Here is a 16,107-nt window from a genome sequence, read left to right as displayed (position 1 = left end):
TTGAAGCAGAGCGGCATGTATCAAGGAATAAATAAATGGAGTAATTAAAATCAACCGCTCCATTTAAAAATTAAAACCGATATCCAAATTTTAGACCATAGGCGATTGCATGATTGTCTTTAAAATCTGCCTGTTCTGCGAATGGTTTAATTCCTTCTATTGGCAAGTAATAAGTTCCATCTTCGGTTTTTGTATCACCTAACCAATAATATTTTATACCACCAGCTATAAAGTAGTTTTTAGCAGGGTTAAATTGGACACCTAAACCAAGCGACCATGAACCTTTGATTGGTCCCATTGTTGATGCAGGATCACCCGTACCAGAATCCCAACTTACATCTGTTGAAGCACCCCATTTTTCTGTAAATTGATGTGCGAGACCGACAGTCGCACTATATTGATCGTTCTGATAAGAATCGAGCTTAAAGCCTTGGGTATAAGCTCCACCAGTTGCCTCTTTCATAATAATTTCAGATAGAGCGCCATATTGCGGAGGGCGTGTTTCAAACTCTTTCCAATTCACCCATCTTAAATTCATATAAACAAGTGATTGTTCAGAAATACCTGTTTGAAAATCAATATTTAATGATGCTGGAGTCTCTAATTGGGTTTTCTCATTTTCAACGAGTTTTAGTGGTTCACCATAAATATCTTCATCTACTTGAAATTTATATTTGATTTTGGACCGATAGGTTACCGCTGCTTTTAAGGCAAGATCAGGTAATTGATAACTTCCTCCTAACAACCAACCGACTTCGCCTTCTTGTTTAAACTTAGCATTATAGCCATTAAAAGCCTGAGTATAGGCATTGCCCCGAAGACCTAGGTTTGCTTTTACGGTTTGATAAACTGGTCCACCGTAAATCTGAAAATGCTCAACTGGTGAATAACCCACAATCATACTTAAATTTTGAGTATCGGCTTTTACGAATGTACCTTGATGGCTAACGTCATTATCAAAATAACTATTATTAGAACGTGCCGGATATTTAATGTCAGCACTAAAAGGCTGATCGTATAACACACCAAAACTTAAACGATCTGTAAGTTGTAACTTTAGAGCAGCTGTATAGAACTGCGTACTTTCTGCAATATCGCCTGTATCACGACTTTGATGATCTCGTACAAGATCGGCTCTATCGTTGACTATGCCAGAAACAGATGAATCGACTGCAAATAAATTCGCTTCTGCATAATTACCGTTTTCTAGAAATGGCAAGATAGATTGGCCTGATTGTTCCAAGGCTGAAGCGTGACTAATGTTACTCACAAATACGCCAAGCATTCCTATTAAAATCGGATTTGTCCTATTAGTTGGCATTCCATTCATACCTATATCCTTTTTCGTTGTTATTTCCCAAAATCCTTAGGATAGTTTTTTATGTTTAGAGCCATATTTCACAACATGGCTCTAAAATTCTTTAAATCTATTTTCGTAATAAACCCAAACCGAAAAGACTTAGCCATACGACCTGCACTGGTAATAAAAACAGTTCAAGAAGTAAGGCTACTTTAGGAAAGCCTGAGAAAAGAAGTGTAGCAAATCCAACATATCCCAACCCAACCAAAACCAATGGGAAACCTAAAGCAGATTTGTTTTTTCTCAGAAGTAGTCCGTTAACTATTGCCCAGAAACCGATTGTCGGTCCTTCCATTGGCCATAAGCCATTTTGAGAGCCTTGCGAAATGGTAGCCCAAACAGTGCCCGCTGCCTGTTTAGCCATTTCATTTCCAGACATATATGTTTCAGCAAGTGGTCCTAATACAGAGGCCTGTAAAACAGCCCCTGCTATACCTAACATGGTTGAAATGACAAGGAATAAAATAGCGATATCGGACAACAACCCTCCCGAAGAGCGCAACTTTCTCCACAGATATACGCCCACAGCCAGAAACGGAAGATAAAAACCAAAACAATCAGAAATCATTGAAGTTCTGAAAAGTGCTTGGTCTTTTGCCGACAAAGTTAATGCAAATTCAGGTTTAAATATTTGATGCAAATCAAAACCTGTAACTGCAAGAAAACAAAGTAAGCAAGTTGCAGCCATTACCGTACCGATTAGTGCAACCCACGCTGTAAATACGTGTCCATCATCATATTGTTTAATCGAGTCCAAGGCGTCTTCTCCTAGAAAGTGCTGATACTCGTTCGTATTCGAAATAAGTACGTAGCGCAGCGATAAGACCCGGAATTAATGGGAAACGTTTAAATTTAGCGTGTCCTTTTTCTCCATTGGCAACAAACCAATGCTCGGTAAGCTCCGTTTTACGTTGCAATGCAAGATCAGCTAAAATTCGGCCATAATTTTGTGACATCATTACGCCCGCACCACTGTATCCATAGGCATAAGAAATACGACCATTATGAAGTGTGCCCACTTGAGACCTTACGTCAAAAGGAATAGAACAAGCGCCACTCCAACGTTGAGCAATTTTTAATTTCTGAAATGCAGGAAATACCTTTTTATACATTCGCTCAGCGGCATCATAAAACTGCACTTTCTGAGCTTCGTCCATAGAGCGCCCTTCACCCACGTAGATATCACATAGGTTAAATTGCAATCTTCCATCTACAGTCGTTCTACAGGTTGGAGGACAATAAGTTGTTTTGTCATAAAACTGACCACGATGTTTCCAACCAAGCGCTTTCCAATCTTCATCAGTTAAAGGTTCAGTAATTAACTGATACACAAACATTGGAAGTTGTGCGCGTTTAAGCCCCAATTCTGGTTGTAGTAAATGGGTAAAACCATTTGTTCCCAATACAATATGTTTGGCTCTAACCTCACCTTCTGGAGTTTTGAGAATAAAGAACTTTTCCTTATCTTCTATATCCAGTACTGGTGTTTGCTCAAAAATTTGTGCGCCCGCAGCTTCAGCTATTCGCTTGAGTTCTCGAGAATGCTTTACAGGGTTGACTTGTCCAGAATGTGGCATTCGGCAACCACCAGAAAATGCATCACTATTTAGCGCTTGGCTGACTGTAGCTCGATCCATATACACACTGTCTTTTGAGCGAGGTTGATCGTGCCAGTATTGAGTAAATTGCTCTAATCTTTTTTCATGGCCGCGAAGTGTCGTAAATGTCACACCGGGCATTTCAAAATCGCTATCCATATTTTCGCGTTTGATGAGGTCCTGCACATAGTCCAGACCATTCCATGCGAAATTTTGAAGCTCAGTTAATCTTTCTTTTCCATAAAGTACTTTTGCAGTGGTGGGGTCAAGTACTGGAACTGGCACAACCCAACCAGATGTACGGCCTGAGGCACCAAATGCCACACATTCGCCTTCAAGAACAGCCACTGATGCAGCAGAATCGGCTTTTTTTATGTGATAGGCGGTAGATAATCCAGTAAACCCTCCTCCAATAATCACCACATCTACATCGATGCTACCTTTAAGAGGTGGTGAAGGAATGTATTCGCCTGAGTGGGCTAACCAGAATGACTTATTTGCATGTGGAATATTATTCATCTAATGCTCCTTCCTTTGATATTTGATATTGCTCAGTCCACGTACCCATACTTTCGCCTATTCATTTTTTTTCAAAAAAAAGGCTTATCGCAAACTCAAGACATAATTTCTTCCCTGAAAAAATGTTGAGTGCTTTATCGCAATGCGTACGAAATCGTAGAGCTGAATATATATTGCTCCAACAATTACACAGTGTCAATGACACTGTGTAATTAAACATAAAAATTTAGCTTCTGATAAGAATGTTTAGAAAAAAGGAAAATGAGATTGAAAAAATAATTGAAAAAAATTTTATTAAATATTAAACACATATATTTTTTAATTATAGAAATGAATGAACAATTCCTTTTGAACATTCATAAATTTATAGTTAATATTTTTTTAATTAGCACCATAAAGTGTCGATAACCAAATGTTTTGAAGTACCCTTATCGCTACCTTTGGATCAACTTCTGATGGACGTCCGAAAACTTCAGAAAGATATCTTTCTTCAAGCCAGATAAGTGCTTTTGCTGTTTCTTCTACATCTAAATTTTTCTTAATTCTACCAGCTTCTTGTTCTTCTTTAATATGTTGAGCAGCAGCGTTAATAAAGTCTTGCACTAAACTCCGATATGCATTGTCCACACGTTCATCGCCTCCTGCTGCTTCTCCGAAAGCTCGTAGTACACGCCCATGCTGCATGTAAACTTCTACCAAACCAACTAAAGTACGGCGCAAATCTTCTTGAGGACTATCACCTTGCAGCCACCTATCTGCAATAGTAAATAATTCTTTCCCAATATTTTCAACAAGGCGTAAGGCCAAGTCATGCTTATCTCGGAAATGTACATAAAATGCTGGACGTTTTAAGCCCGTTCGGCGCATGACCTCATCTACATTGAGTTCACGAAAAGGATGTTCACTTAAAAACTGTTCAGCAGCATTTAATATTTCATTTTCAGAAACTTTAGGGTCGTGTTTGGGTCTACGTCTTGTAGTTGTCATACTATCCAATTTCTCATTGACACGATGTCATTGTAGGTATTAATAAATTATTCGACAAGCATTAATGCACTATTGTGGAACAAATTCTTGGAAAAAAAATAAATAAGAAGATTTTTATACTTAATAACACAATCAGAATTATATATTTTTAAAATCAAACTTTTCAAATATTTAAATAATTATTTAGAAATTCTCAATAACAAAATAAGCATAATTACACTGTGTCATTGACATTGTGTAATTATTAAATTAATAATATTGAACAGCCCCTTTTTATGACGGGGACTTCTTAAATGAAAACATACTGAGCTTAAGTAAGGCGTTTGTTCATCAGTTCCATGGATCAGGGAAAATGAAGATTAATAAATTCATCATCTTAGAAAATCTAACTGATGCTCAATTTACTGAAATTTGTAGAGAGGAATAAGATATGAATACATCAGAACAAGTTACTACTACTGATGTTTTAATCATTGGCGCAGGGATTGCTGGTATTAGCGCAGCGTACCATTTAAAGAAATATCGTCCTAATTCAAGCTTTTTAATTCTAGAAGGCCGAGAAAAAATCGGTGGCACTTGGAGCTTATTCCGCTACCCTGGCATCCGCTCCGATTCAGATATGCAGTCTTTTGCATTTGGTTTTAAGCCTTGGACCGAAAAAAGGACTTTCGGTAGCGCGCAAATGATCTGTGATTATTTGCAGGAAACCCTTACTGAAAATGGTATTGACCAACATATTCAATTTAACAGCTATGTAACGAGTGCAGAATTTTCATCAAGTGAAGGCATTTGGACTGTTAAAGTCAAACAAAAAGACCAAAAAAATTTAGTCACCTTACGTTCGCGCTTCCTGCTTATGGGCACAGGTTACTACGATTATAATAATGGTTATTCGCCTGAGTTTCAGGGAAGCGAAGACTTCAAAGGTCAAATCGTTCATCCTCAACACTGGCCAGAAAATCTCAACTATTCAGGCAAAAAAGTTGTCGTAATTGGCAGTGGAGCTACAGCGGTAACCTTAATCCCAGCTATGGCTAAAGATGTTGAACATATCACCATGCTTCAAAGATCACCTAGTTATGTGATTGCGATGCCAAGTGTCGACCCTATTGCACTGGCTTTAAATAAAGTTCTCTCGCCTCAACGTGCATATGAAATTATTCGCAAGAAAAATATTGCACTCAGCCGAGGAATGTATAAATTAAGTCGCCGTTTTCCAGATGTGATGCGCCGCCTACTGATTGCAGATGTAAAACGCAGACTGCCTAAAGGTTTTGATGTCGCAACTCATTTCTCTCCAAAATACAATCCATGGGATGAACGCTTATGTGTTGTACCAGATGGAGATATGTTTAAAGCAATTTCTTCGGGCAAAGCTTCTGTTGTGACAGATCATATTGACCGCTTTACTAAAGATGGAATCTTACTGAAGTCAGGTAAAACACTTGAAGCAGATATTATTATTACTGCAACGGGTTTAAACATGCTGGCATTCAGCAAGATTCAACTGACTGTCGATGGTAAGAAAATCGATTATCCAGATACCACCATTTATAAGTCTATGATGCTATCTGATATTCCAAATTTTGCCTTTGCATTTGGTTATACCAACATCGCATGGACCTTAAAAGTAGATCTAGTATGGCGATACTTCTGCCGTCTACTTGACTACATGGATGAGAATAAATACGGAACATTTACGCCAGTGATTGCTAATCAAGACATGAAGCGAGTTCCGTTTGTTGATTTGAGTCCGGGATATGTTCAACGTGGTTTAGCTCAGTTCCCTAAGGCAGGAACAGAAGGACCATGGGAATTTCAACATGATTATGAGTTTGATTTAGAAAGGCTCAACAAAGGTCCTGTTGTCGATAAAGCATTACATTTCACTGCTCTTTTACCTAAGAAAAAATTGGCAGTTGTTCCAGAGTCAAATTCAGATGAATTGAAGATCAAAGCTTAATACTACCCTCAAAATTAAGGTCTCTTATTTAAGTAAAACCTAAATAAGAGACTAAATATATTAGGTAAACATTATGGAAAATATTAAATTTACCAGTAAAGGAATTACATGTTCGGCTTGGTATATCCCGACCACATCCGATAAGTACAAAAGCTCTCGAGGGCGCCCCTGCATTATTATGGGAAATGGCTTCGGAGGTACAAAAGATACAGGGTTATTACATTTTGCAGAGCCATTTAGCAAAGCAGGCTTTGATACATTTATATTCGATTATCGTAGTTTTGGAGAATCTGATGGTTTTCCAAGACAGAATGTGTCCTATAAAAATCAACGTGAAGACTATCATGCAGCAATCGCAGCTGTGCGAAGCTTACCCAATGTAGATCGAAACCGTATCGCACTTTGGGGCACGTCTTATTCTGGTGGACACGTAATGGTCGTTGCAGCTCAAGACCCAAAAATCTCAGCTGTAATATCAATGAATCCAGCTACAGATGGTTTAGCCGCCCTTACCCAGATCTTACGTTACGGCGGGCTTAAGCAGTTAACAGTTGCCGTGGCTCACGGTTTAAAAGACTTAGCCCGCTCACTGTTAGGCCAAGAAGCACATGTTATTCCAATTGTTGGGCAACCTGGCACGGCAGCCATGATTAGTACACCAGGGGCAGAAACTTCTTATAAATCGATGGCTGGACCAACGTGGCGTAACGAAGTATGTGCCCGTACAGCTTTAGAAGTTGCAAGAAATCGACCAATTAATTTCGCTCGTCAAATAAAGTGTCCTTTACTGGTACAAGTTGGTTCAAATGATCAAGTTGCTCCACCTGAAGCTGCACGCAAGTCCGCTAATTTAGCAAGTGGTAAAGTTGAATTAGCGGAATACCCAATCGATCATTTTGATTTTTACAGCGGAACATGGCAAACAAAACTATTAGATGAACAAATCAACTTTTTAGCAAAAGTTTTAAGCCATCCAAAGGCGAAATAAAATTTTATAGTCATCAATAAACATATGAAAATAAGCTGATTAGGAATCTATCTAATCAGCTTATTTGAAGCCATTATCTCCATAACTTTTATGTATATAGTTAACCTTATGATCGGTACTTGGCCTGAATCACCAGCATGATAATAACGAACAACGAAGGTATTGCAGCAATCACAAATAAATGGGTAATGACCAGAAATTGAGAAAGATAACCACCAAATAACGGCCCAATGACCGAACCCAAACGGGCAATCCCAATACTCCAGCCTACACCAGTGGTACGAAGTGAAACTGGGTAATAACTCGCAGACAGCGCATTAATAGCAGGTTGCCCACCAACAATCGCAAAGCCAGCAATGAAAATGATGATAAATAATAAAACAATATGGCTAACAGCATAGCCAATTAAAGCAACACTAATTACTGCAACTAAAAAAACAGGAATTAATACTTTATAAAATCCAGTCTTATCGATTTTAAGACCCATCACAATACTACCGATCGTACCGCCTAATTGTAGAGTTGAGCCGATCATCAATGCCTGATTTAATGACAGCCCTGACTCTTTAGACAAAGTCGGTAGCCAGTTCGCCAGAAAATAGAGACTGATCATATTTAAAATACTGATGATCCAGATGGAATAGGTAAAAAACGCACGCTTATTTTTAAATAACTCAAGCGGTGACTTCTTAACCTGAACTTCAGTAGTATTAATGATTTTCATCTCTGAATTAAATGTTAATGCAGGATAAAACTTCTTTAACCAAAACAAAATCTTGGGCGTATTTTTACTATTTTCACTTAAAAAATATAAAGACTCTGGTAACTTAAAGAACGTGATAAAGAAAATAATTAAAGGAACAATACCGCCAAAATAGAAAATCGCCTGCCATCCTCCCCAAGGAACTAACAAGGCTGATATGCCTCCTCCCAACATTGCCCCAACCGTATAACCGCAAGAAATGACCATCATGGTGAAAATACGAGATTGATATGGAACAATTTCGGAGCTATAAGCCATGACATTTGGCATGATACCTCCTAAAAAAATTCCTGTAACAAAGCGGATTGCAGTCAATTGCTCAATGTTGCCGACATGTGGTGTTACCAGCATCAATATGGAGAACATAAAGGTTGAGATCAGTAATATGGGACGGCGGCCAAAACGATCCGAAAGTGAACTTAATAAAAATGATCCAACAAACAAACCAAATAAGCTGGCGCTAAACACAACGCCTAGCATGGTTTTATGAACGCCCCATTCTTCAATAATCATTGGGGCGGCGTAAGCCATGGACTGAATGTCATACCCATCCATAATCATCAGCAATAAACAAGTGAACAAAATAAATTTCTGATAACGTCCAACTTTCTGCTGATTGATCAGATCACTTAATGCAACTTCTTTCATGGTCATCCTTTCTCCATGTTGCGCTTTCAATTATTTTCATTTTAATTACGTTATTCGTAATTAATTTATGAATAACGTAAAACAAAATAACAATATTCTCCCCCAAAAGTCAAAACATTAACTTTTTCGGCTGATCGCACAGCGCTCATGATTTACTCATCACACCATATTTTTAAATTATTCTTTTATATTCAAATGCTTGTTTTAAAAAAACTGCTCTAGGATGACATCTCTCTCTTCCAAACTATTGGAACTTAGAAATTGCATCATTAAGCCATCGATTAGGTTTAACACCATTTGGGCATCGGGTTTTATTGCACAAGTTTCTAGACTAAAAATCAGATCAAAAATCTCATGAAGTAGCCATTTTCGATATTCAACTGCCATGCGGTAACCTTGCGAATAAACGAGTTTAATTTCAAATATGGCTTTGATTAATAAGTGATACAGACTATTAGAACAGACATGTAAGCGCACAATTTCTTTGAGTTTATCGCTTGAAGTGTAGTAACGGTTTGAGTAAATAATTGACAGTACTTCTTCTTTAAGGAGTCTCTTTTGAAAGGCGATACACATTTCAATCAGGCGCTCTTTTGAGGCAAAGTAATTATAAAAAGTGGTTTTGGTTATTTCAGATTCTTTCACAATCAGGTCTATTCCTGCTGTGTGAAAACCATGGCTGGTAAATAAGCGTATCGCCGTACGAATAACCTGTAATTTTTTGGAAGAGATTTCTAAATTTGACATAGTTTTACCGTTATAAATTTTTGTTGTTTCTAAAAGAAATACTTTTCTGGGAGAAAAAAAGGCATAGCAAAGCCGTAAGACTGTGCTTGGCACATCTCAAGTTTTATTGTTGATGCAAGTTTTTTGAGTCGTAATTACCTAAAGCCTGAAAACCTTTGGGTGACCAAGCTGCTTTAAATTTTTAAGTTGTGTCGTTATAGCTTTTGGCAAGGACTGCCAAGAAATAATGAATGTGCAAAGCCAACTCCTTCTATAGGGAGTTCTGCCAGACATTTTAAATTATGGTGGCAGAACGGAAGAGGGTTAGCAGACTAGTAATAACTCAAACTAGCACACCCGTAGGTGTCCCTCTCCCGTCCTACCGCTACGGGAGGGAACGAGTAGTTCACCACACAAGGCTGTTCCTCAGAAGGAATGGCTCTGATGCGGGAGTTATTATGCGGTCTGCTAAAACCGACTGGCAATGTGGCCAGCAGGCAAATGGTAATCTTCAAAAATTAAGGTGTCAATGTGAAATTGGCTATAAATTATTTAATTAATTATTGTTTTTCATTTAATTACATAATTAAGGAAAGTCTTAAGTAAAATTGAATAATCATTTTGTTTTTTAAGTTTTCTAGTTGAAGATACTCTTTTTTCATTTGCGCTGATTTAAGAGATTGGAACAAGCTTCAACTAGAAATATGAATTACAATTATTATGATTCTTTAGATAATCCCCCTCCTAAAACTTTATAAATTTCAATTTGGTTATTTAATTTGACCTGTTCAAGTGCCAGTAAGCCTTGCTGTGCTGCGTACGCAGAACGTTGTGCATCTAAAACCGTAAAATAACTATCAACTCCAGCTTTATAACGTGCCATTGAGAGTTTATATGTTGCGGATGTGGCAGAAACTAAACGGCGCTGAGCATCTAAGCGTTCTTCAATATGTGCATGGGTAGCAAGCGCATCATTCACTTCTTTAAAGGCTGTTTGAATAGACTTTTCATATTCTGATAAAGCAACTTTTTGGTCTATTTCAGCAATTTTAATACCCGCCTTTCTTGTTCCCCAATCAAAAATTGGTAGATCAATGCTTGGACCAACTGACCATGCAAAATTACCCGACTTAAATAAATCTTTAAGTTCAGTAGATGCATAACCCGTAGAACCAGTAAGGCTTATGGTTGGGAACATTCGAGCCTTCGCAGCACCAATGTTTGCACCTGCCGCTCGCAACCCATATTCAGCCGCTTTAATATCTGGACGATGATTTAACAAATCACTTGGTAAACCCGCTGCAAAATTCTTCTCAAGGGTAATATTTTTAATTGAATCGCTTGGAAGTAAGTTTTCAGGAATAGGAGAACCTGCTAACAAATCTAGTAGATTTTTTGCCTGTAGAATTTGAGTCTTATAAGTTGCGACATCATTTCTAGCAGTCTCTACAGAAATTTGTGCTTGTTTTAGTGGCACTTCACTGTCAATACCAACATCAAAGCGCTTCTTGTTTAGGTTATAAGCATCGACTTGCGCTTTTAAAGTCTGCTCAGCAAGATTTAAATTGGCTTGTGCAAAAGCATAATTTAACCAGACCTGCGTGATGTTACTGATTAGACCAATTTGTACAGCTTCTTTCGCGCTTTGAGTTGCAAGATAGTTATTTAATGCTGCATCCTTTAAATTTTGAACACGACCCCAAAAGTCTAGCTCATAGGCAGTCATTCCTAAGCCCACTTGAAATGTAGAAACTGGGTTATTGGGGTTAATAGATGGGCTAACCTGCCGCACTGCATTTCCAGTTATCCCAATAGTCGGGAGCTGGCTATTTTTTGTGATTTGATATTGTTGCTGTACACGCTCAATATTAAGCGTAGCAGTCCGTAAATCCCGATTATTGTTTAGCCCTATTTCAATGACCTGTAATAATTTAGGATCAGAAATAAACTCTTTATAACTTTTCTCCGCAATGGTGGTTCCTGAGGAATTCTGAGCAAAATTTTGAGGAATATGAGAAATCGCTGTCGGCTGTGGTGCTTGCATATTTACACATGCGACGAGTGCAACAGAAAGTGCAGAAACAACGAGTCCACGAGATACGATTGCCACTTTCGACATAGTATTCTCCAAATAATAAAATGAGTTGAGCATAGGACGCATCAGAGGAAATGGAGTATTTCCCCTGACGCATTTAACTTAAGATGAGATTTTTTTCTTAGATGAAAATAGCTTTTCTACGGCGCCCAAAATGAAGATGAAGAACACGGGAACAAAGAAAATAGCCAGAATCGTTGCCGAGATCATGCCCCCAAATACACCAGTACCTAAAGCATGTTGAGTCTCAGAACTTGCACCTGTTGCAATGACTAGAGGAATTACACCGCATGTAAAAGCAAGAGAAGTCATCAAGATTGGTCGTAAACGAAGTTTGGCTGCTGCAACTGTGGCTTCAATCAAACTCATGCCTTCTTCTTTTAGCATCTTCGCAAACTCAACAATCAAGATGGCGTTCTTTGCGGATAGACCAATAATCGTAATGAGTCCAATTTTGAAGAAGACGTCATTCATTAGACCTCTCGACATAATGGCAATGATTGCACCGAAAATACCAAGTGGCACAACCAACATCACAGAAAGTGGAATCGCCCAGCTTTCATAGAGTGCAGCCAACACTAGAAACACCACTAACATTGATAAACCAAGTAAAAAGGCCATTTGAGATTCAGACTGCTTTTCTTGTAGAGAAATGCCTGTCCATTCAAAACCAATGCCTTTAGGCAACTTAGCAATCAACTGTTCCATTTCACGCATCGCCTCACCCGAAGATGTATCGAAGTTAGGAATGCCGGCAATACTTAAAGATGGTCGTCCGTTATAACGATTATATTGTTGCGGTGCTTTGTTCCATTGAGGTGTTACCACTTCAGACAAAGAAACCAATTGACCACTCGAACCCATCACTTTTAAGTTCAAGATATCTTTGAGTTGCATACGTGATTTAGCTTCAACTTGTACAATCACTTGTTGCATACGACCCTGATTAGGGAAATCATTGATATACATTGACCCCATTGAGGTTGAAATGATGTCTGAAACGTCTGAGAATTTAACACCCAGGGTATTAAGCTTTTCACGGTCAATTTTTAAAGAAATATTGTCGCCTTGTGGTAAACCCTCATTCCAAACCATATAGAACTTTTTATTCTTGGCAGCCATCTGCATAAGTTGGTCTTGGGCAGCCAATAATGCAGGCATACCTAAGTTTGCACGATCTTGTAAACGTAAACTAAAGCCTGAGAATGTACCCAGTTCATCAATAGCAGGTGGAAGTACCGCCATTGTTTCCCCTTCCGAACTGTTCGCCATTGATGCATTGACTGCATTTGTCATTTCAGTTGCCGAAGAAGTACGTTCTTTGAAATCTTTTAAAGTCGTGAAAGCAACACCTACGTTTTGTCCTGCACCACTAAAACCCCATCCCATAATCGTCGTATTACTTTTGACATCGGGTTTGTCTTTCAGCGAATTTTCAAATTCATTCACTACATTTCGAGTACGTTCTGCCGTTGCATCTGATGGTAATTGGAAAGAAGTCATAAACCAGCCTTGATCTTCCTCTGGCATAAATGCTGTTGGCCAATACTTCATTCCTGCAAAAGTAATGCCTGTAATCACCACAAAGATCATCATCACTGGAACCGTATGTTTGATGATTTTAAGTAGCATCAACTCATACTTTTTCGTCACTTTGTCAAAGCTACGGTCAAACCATGCAAAGAAGCCTTTCTTCTGATGATGACCATCAATTGGTTTTAAAATGGTTGCACAAAGTGCAGGTGTTAAAATGAGTGCCAATAAAGCCGAGAATAAAATAGACACGGACATGGTCAGCGTAAATTGCTTATAAATGATCCCGACCGAACCACTCGCAAAAGCCATTGGTAAAAACACAGCAGACAAGACTAAGGTAATACCAATAATAGGACTGGTAATCTCTTTCATTGCCTTAGATGTTGCTTCTTTAGGATTTAATCCTTCAGTCGCCATAATCCTTTCGACGTTTTCAACGACGACAATCGCATCGTCGACAATAATACCGATGGCGAGCACCATACCGAACATGGTGAGTACGTTAATCGAAAAGCCGGCAAGCAGCATCACGGTAAAAGTACCGAGCAAAGCAATAGGTGCAACAATGGCTGGAATGAGCGTATAGCGTACATTGTGTAAGAACAAATACATCACAATGAAAACCAGAACCATCGCTTCAAGTAATGTATGAATTACCTTTTCAATTGAAATTTTAACAAACGGCGCGGTGTCGTAAGGAATACTAAACTGCATGCCCTCTGGTAAGTTCAACTTTAATTCTTCAATTTTTGCTCTAACACCTTCTGCTGTTTTTACGGCGTTAGCACCCGGGCTTAACTGGATTGCGGCAGCGGTAGCCGGTTTACCATTTTCTAAAATAGCAAAGTTGTAGGCTTGTGATCCGATTTCAACATTTGCGACATCTGACAGACGAATTACACTTCCGTTGGTTTTGCTTTTTAAGCTGATATTCCTAAATTGCTCTACGCTTGATAGCTGACCTTGCGCTGACAATGGAATCGTAATCAGTTGACCTTTATTTGCAGGTAAATCGCCTAGGCGCCCCGGTGCAATTTCAACATTATTTTCACGAATTGCATTGTTTACATCGCTAATTGATAAACCATAAGAAACCAATTTATTTGGATCGACCCAAATGCGTAGGGCTTTCTCTGCACCAAAAGATTGGACTTTACCAACGCCTTCAACACGCTTTAGTTCTTCTACGACATTTCGAACCAGATAATCACTTAAATCTACTTCTGAATATTGGCCATTAGGAGAGTTAATACCCACCAGCATCAAGAAACCCGAAGATGATGCTTCAACCTGTAAACCTTGCTGCCGCACAATCTGTGGTAAGCGTGCTTCAACAGCCTTGATTTTATTCTGGACATCGACCTGAGCCATTTCGACATCTGTACCCGGTTTAAAGGTTGCAGAAATTTCTGCTGTACCCGAAGTATCCGTTGTCGCACTGTAATACAGTAGATTTTTTACACCCGATAATTCTCGCTCAATTAAAGTGACAACACTATCGTTAATGGTCTTTGCTGTTGCTCCCGGATAAGTCGCACTAATGTTTACTTGAGGAGGCGCTACACTAGGGAAACGAGCAATCGGCAATTTTGGAATACTAAGTAACCCAAACAATATAATGAAAATTGCGATCACCCATGCAAAAACAGGACGTCGAATAAAAAATTGAGACATCATGGTTGAGCTCCTTGATTTGTAGATGGTTTTGTTTCTACATTTGAAGCACTATTTTCTGATGCAGGCTTTTTCCACGTGGTCATTGCAAGTTTTTGATTTGGCTGGATACGCTCCATACCTTCAACAACGACTTTGTCACCGACTTTCAAGCCTTTGTTGGCGATATAGTACTGTTCATATTGCTGTCCAATTTCAATAGGACGAATCTCAGCCGAGCCTTTTGCATTGATCACATAGACCTGAGGCTCACCATTGATATTGCGCTGAATCGCTTGAGCTGGAACTAACAAGGCTTGTGGAATAGAAGCTCGGTCAATATTGACTCGCACATACATACCCGGAAGTAGTTTTCTCTCGGTATTATTTACTTCAATACGGAAGGTCACATCACCTGTTTCAGGGTCAACATTAATATCTTCAAACAACATTTTTGCTGTGACGTTATATTCCTGACCGTGGCTATTAGAAATACGAACCGTTTTTTCACTGTTTGCAGATAACTCACCAGTTTTTAAAGCCGCTTGTAGACGCTCGTATTCACTAATTGATTGCTTTACATCGACGTAGACTTTATCAATCTGTTGAATTGTGGCCATAGTGTTCGCATCGCCTTGACCAACCAATGCGCCTTCAGTGACAAAAGACTGCCCAATACGACCAGAAATCGGCGCTCGAACAGTTGCATATTGCAGATTCAAATTTTGTCTGGTGAGCAATGCTTTCATTTGCGCGACATCAGCAAGAGCCTGACGATATTGAGCTTGAGCATTACTCACTTCTTGCTTACTAATTGCATTACTTGGTAAGAGCTGCTCATAGCGATCTAATTGAACTTTCAGTCTCGCAACCTCTGCCTCAGCTTTGTTAAGTGAAGCTCTATTGCTATTTACATCTGCTTCAAAGGTTTCAGAATTAATTTTATATAAAGCTTGGCCTGCTCTAACTTCACTACCTTGTTTAAATAAAACTCTTTCAATAATTCCTCCGACTTGCGGTCGAATTTCAGCAGTACGGAATGCTTGTACGCGTGCAGGAAGATTTTCACTAAAATTAACTGATTGCGATTGAATGCTTAATACACTTACTTTCGCTGGTGCTGGCTCAGCTTGAGCCGTTTCTTGTGAACCACACCCCTGTAATATCAGCCCAATAGATAAAAATAAAGGAAGTAAAAGATGCTTTTGCATACTGTCCAAACCAAGTGAGTTTTCGATGCTGACATTATTTTTGATGAGTGTGTAGCGATC

Annotated in this window: 11 protein-coding genes; 2 read left to right on the top strand and 9 right to left on the bottom strand. The window is 38.9% G+C overall.

Translation table 11 applies throughout. The features are described from left to right. Positions 1-70: 70 nt before the first annotated feature. The 4 genes from AOLE_RS09575 to AOLE_RS09560 all read right to left on the bottom strand — a co-directional run bounded on the left by AOLE_RS09575 (position 71) and on the right by AOLE_RS09560 (position 4,464). Entirely contained in the window at positions 71-1,330 is a 1,260-nt protein-coding gene (locus AOLE_RS09575) for an outer membrane protein transport protein (RefSeq protein WP_013197871.1), read from the bottom strand. Positions 1,331-1,427: 97 nt separating this feature from the next. Beyond that, on the bottom strand, positions 1,428-2,117 hold the full coding sequence (locus AOLE_RS09570) for a hypothetical protein (RefSeq protein ID WP_013197870.1): 690 nt from the start codon (positions 2,115-2,117) through the stop codon (positions 1,428-1,430). Next, positions 2,104-3,477 carry an NAD(P)/FAD-dependent oxidoreductase gene (locus AOLE_RS09565; protein ID WP_005305377.1) on the bottom strand — a complete coding sequence of 458 codons (1,374 nt, stop codon included), beginning with the start codon at positions 3,475-3,477 and terminating at the stop codon, positions 2,104-2,106. Before AOLE_RS09565 ends, AOLE_RS09570 begins: the two co-directional genes overlap by 14 nt. 381 nt (positions 3,478-3,858) lie before the next feature. Beyond that, positions 3,859-4,464, bottom strand: coding sequence for a TetR/AcrR family transcriptional regulator (locus AOLE_RS09560; protein WP_005040635.1), 606 nt, complete (start codon positions 4,462-4,464; stop codon positions 3,859-3,861). Positions 4,465-4,894: 430 nt separating this feature from the next. On the opposite strand from AOLE_RS09560, the gene AOLE_RS09555 reads away from it, so the two are divergent. Together AOLE_RS09555 and AOLE_RS09550 are read left to right on the top strand one after the other, a co-directional pair. Then, the gene (locus AOLE_RS09555; protein ID WP_013197869.1) at positions 4,895-6,427 is read left to right on the top strand and encodes a flavin-containing monooxygenase; all 1,533 of its coding nucleotides are present in this window, start codon (positions 4,895-4,897) and stop codon (positions 6,425-6,427) included. A gap of 73 nt (positions 6,428-6,500) precedes the next feature. Next, a complete protein-coding gene (locus AOLE_RS09550) occupies positions 6,501-7,415 on the top strand; it encodes an alpha/beta hydrolase (protein ID WP_023274235.1) in 915 nt (304 codons plus the stop codon). A gap of 106 nt (positions 7,416-7,521) precedes the next feature. Here the strand turns inward: AOLE_RS09550 and AOLE_RS09545 are convergent, their stop codons facing one another. The 5 genes from AOLE_RS09545 to AOLE_RS09525 form a co-directional block, all read right to left on the bottom strand. Then, positions 7,522-8,826 (bottom strand): MFS transporter, encoded by a 1,305-nt coding sequence (locus tag AOLE_RS09545; RefSeq protein WP_013197867.1) that lies wholly within the window; start codon positions 8,824-8,826, stop codon positions 7,522-7,524. A gap of 204 nt (positions 8,827-9,030) precedes the next feature. Next, complete coding sequence (locus AOLE_RS09540; RefSeq protein ID WP_013197866.1) at positions 9,031-9,573, bottom strand: TetR/AcrR family transcriptional regulator; 543 nt, start codon at positions 9,571-9,573, stop codon at positions 9,031-9,033. Positions 9,574-10,270: 697 nt separating this feature from the next. Further along, positions 10,271-11,671, bottom strand: a complete 1,401-nt coding sequence (adeC, locus tag AOLE_RS09535) for a multidrug efflux RND transporter AdeABC outer membrane channel subunit AdeC (RefSeq protein WP_013197864.1) — start codon at positions 11,669-11,671, stop codon at positions 10,271-10,273. Between the two features lie 78 nt (positions 11,672-11,749). Continuing rightward, entirely contained in the window at positions 11,750-14,860 is a 3,111-nt protein-coding gene (gene adeB, locus AOLE_RS09530; protein ID WP_013197863.1) for a multidrug efflux RND transporter permease subunit AdeB, read from the bottom strand. Next, on the bottom strand, positions 14,857-16,047 hold the full coding sequence (locus tag AOLE_RS09525; RefSeq protein ID WP_013197862.1) for an efflux RND transporter periplasmic adaptor subunit: 1,191 nt from the start codon (positions 16,045-16,047) through the stop codon (positions 14,857-14,859). The genes adeB and AOLE_RS09525 overlap by 4 nt, the downstream gene beginning before the upstream one ends. Positions 16,048-16,107 lie beyond the last annotated feature (60 nt).

Origin of the sequence: Acinetobacter oleivorans DR1, assembly GCF_000196795.1 — a bacterium.
In the GTDB taxonomy this organism is placed as follows: domain Bacteria; phylum Pseudomonadota; class Gammaproteobacteria; order Pseudomonadales; family Moraxellaceae; genus Acinetobacter; species Acinetobacter oleivorans.
The sequence above is the reverse complement of the archived record's forward strand: the minus strand, read 5'-3'. Positions and strand labels throughout refer to the sequence as shown.

Bases quoted from the DNA above. Each gene is read 5' to 3' on its own strand.
- adeC (WP_013197864.1), bottom strand. From the start codon at position 11,671: ATGTCGAAAGTGGCAATCGTATCTCGTGGACTCGTTGTTTCTGCACTT.
- AOLE_RS09545 (WP_013197867.1), bottom strand. From the start codon at position 8,826: ATGAAAGAAGTTGCATTAAGTGATCTGATCAATCAGCAGAAAGTTGGA.
- AOLE_RS09525 (WP_013197862.1), bottom strand. From the start codon at position 16,047: ATGCAAAAGCATCTTTTACTTCCTTTATTTTTATCTATTGGGCTGATA.
- AOLE_RS09550 (WP_023274235.1), top strand. From the start codon at position 6,501: ATGGAAAATATTAAATTTACCAGTAAAGGAATTACATGTTCGGCTTGG.
- AOLE_RS09575 (WP_013197871.1), bottom strand. From the start codon at position 1,330: ATGAATGGAATGCCAACTAATAGGACAAATCCGATTTTAATAGGAATG.
- adeB (WP_013197863.1), bottom strand. From the start codon at position 14,860: ATGATGTCTCAATTTTTTATTCGACGTCCTGTTTTTGCATGGGTGATC.
- AOLE_RS09565 (WP_005305377.1), bottom strand. From the start codon at position 3,477: ATGAATAATATTCCACATGCAAATAAGTCATTCTGGTTAGCCCACTCA.
- AOLE_RS09560 (WP_005040635.1), bottom strand. From the start codon at position 4,464: ATGACAACTACAAGACGTAGACCCAAACACGACCCTAAAGTTTCTGAA.
- AOLE_RS09555 (WP_013197869.1), top strand. From the start codon at position 4,895: ATGAATACATCAGAACAAGTTACTACTACTGATGTTTTAATCATTGGC.
- AOLE_RS09540 (WP_013197866.1), bottom strand. From the start codon at position 9,573: ATGTCAAATTTAGAAATCTCTTCCAAAAAATTACAGGTTATTCGTACG.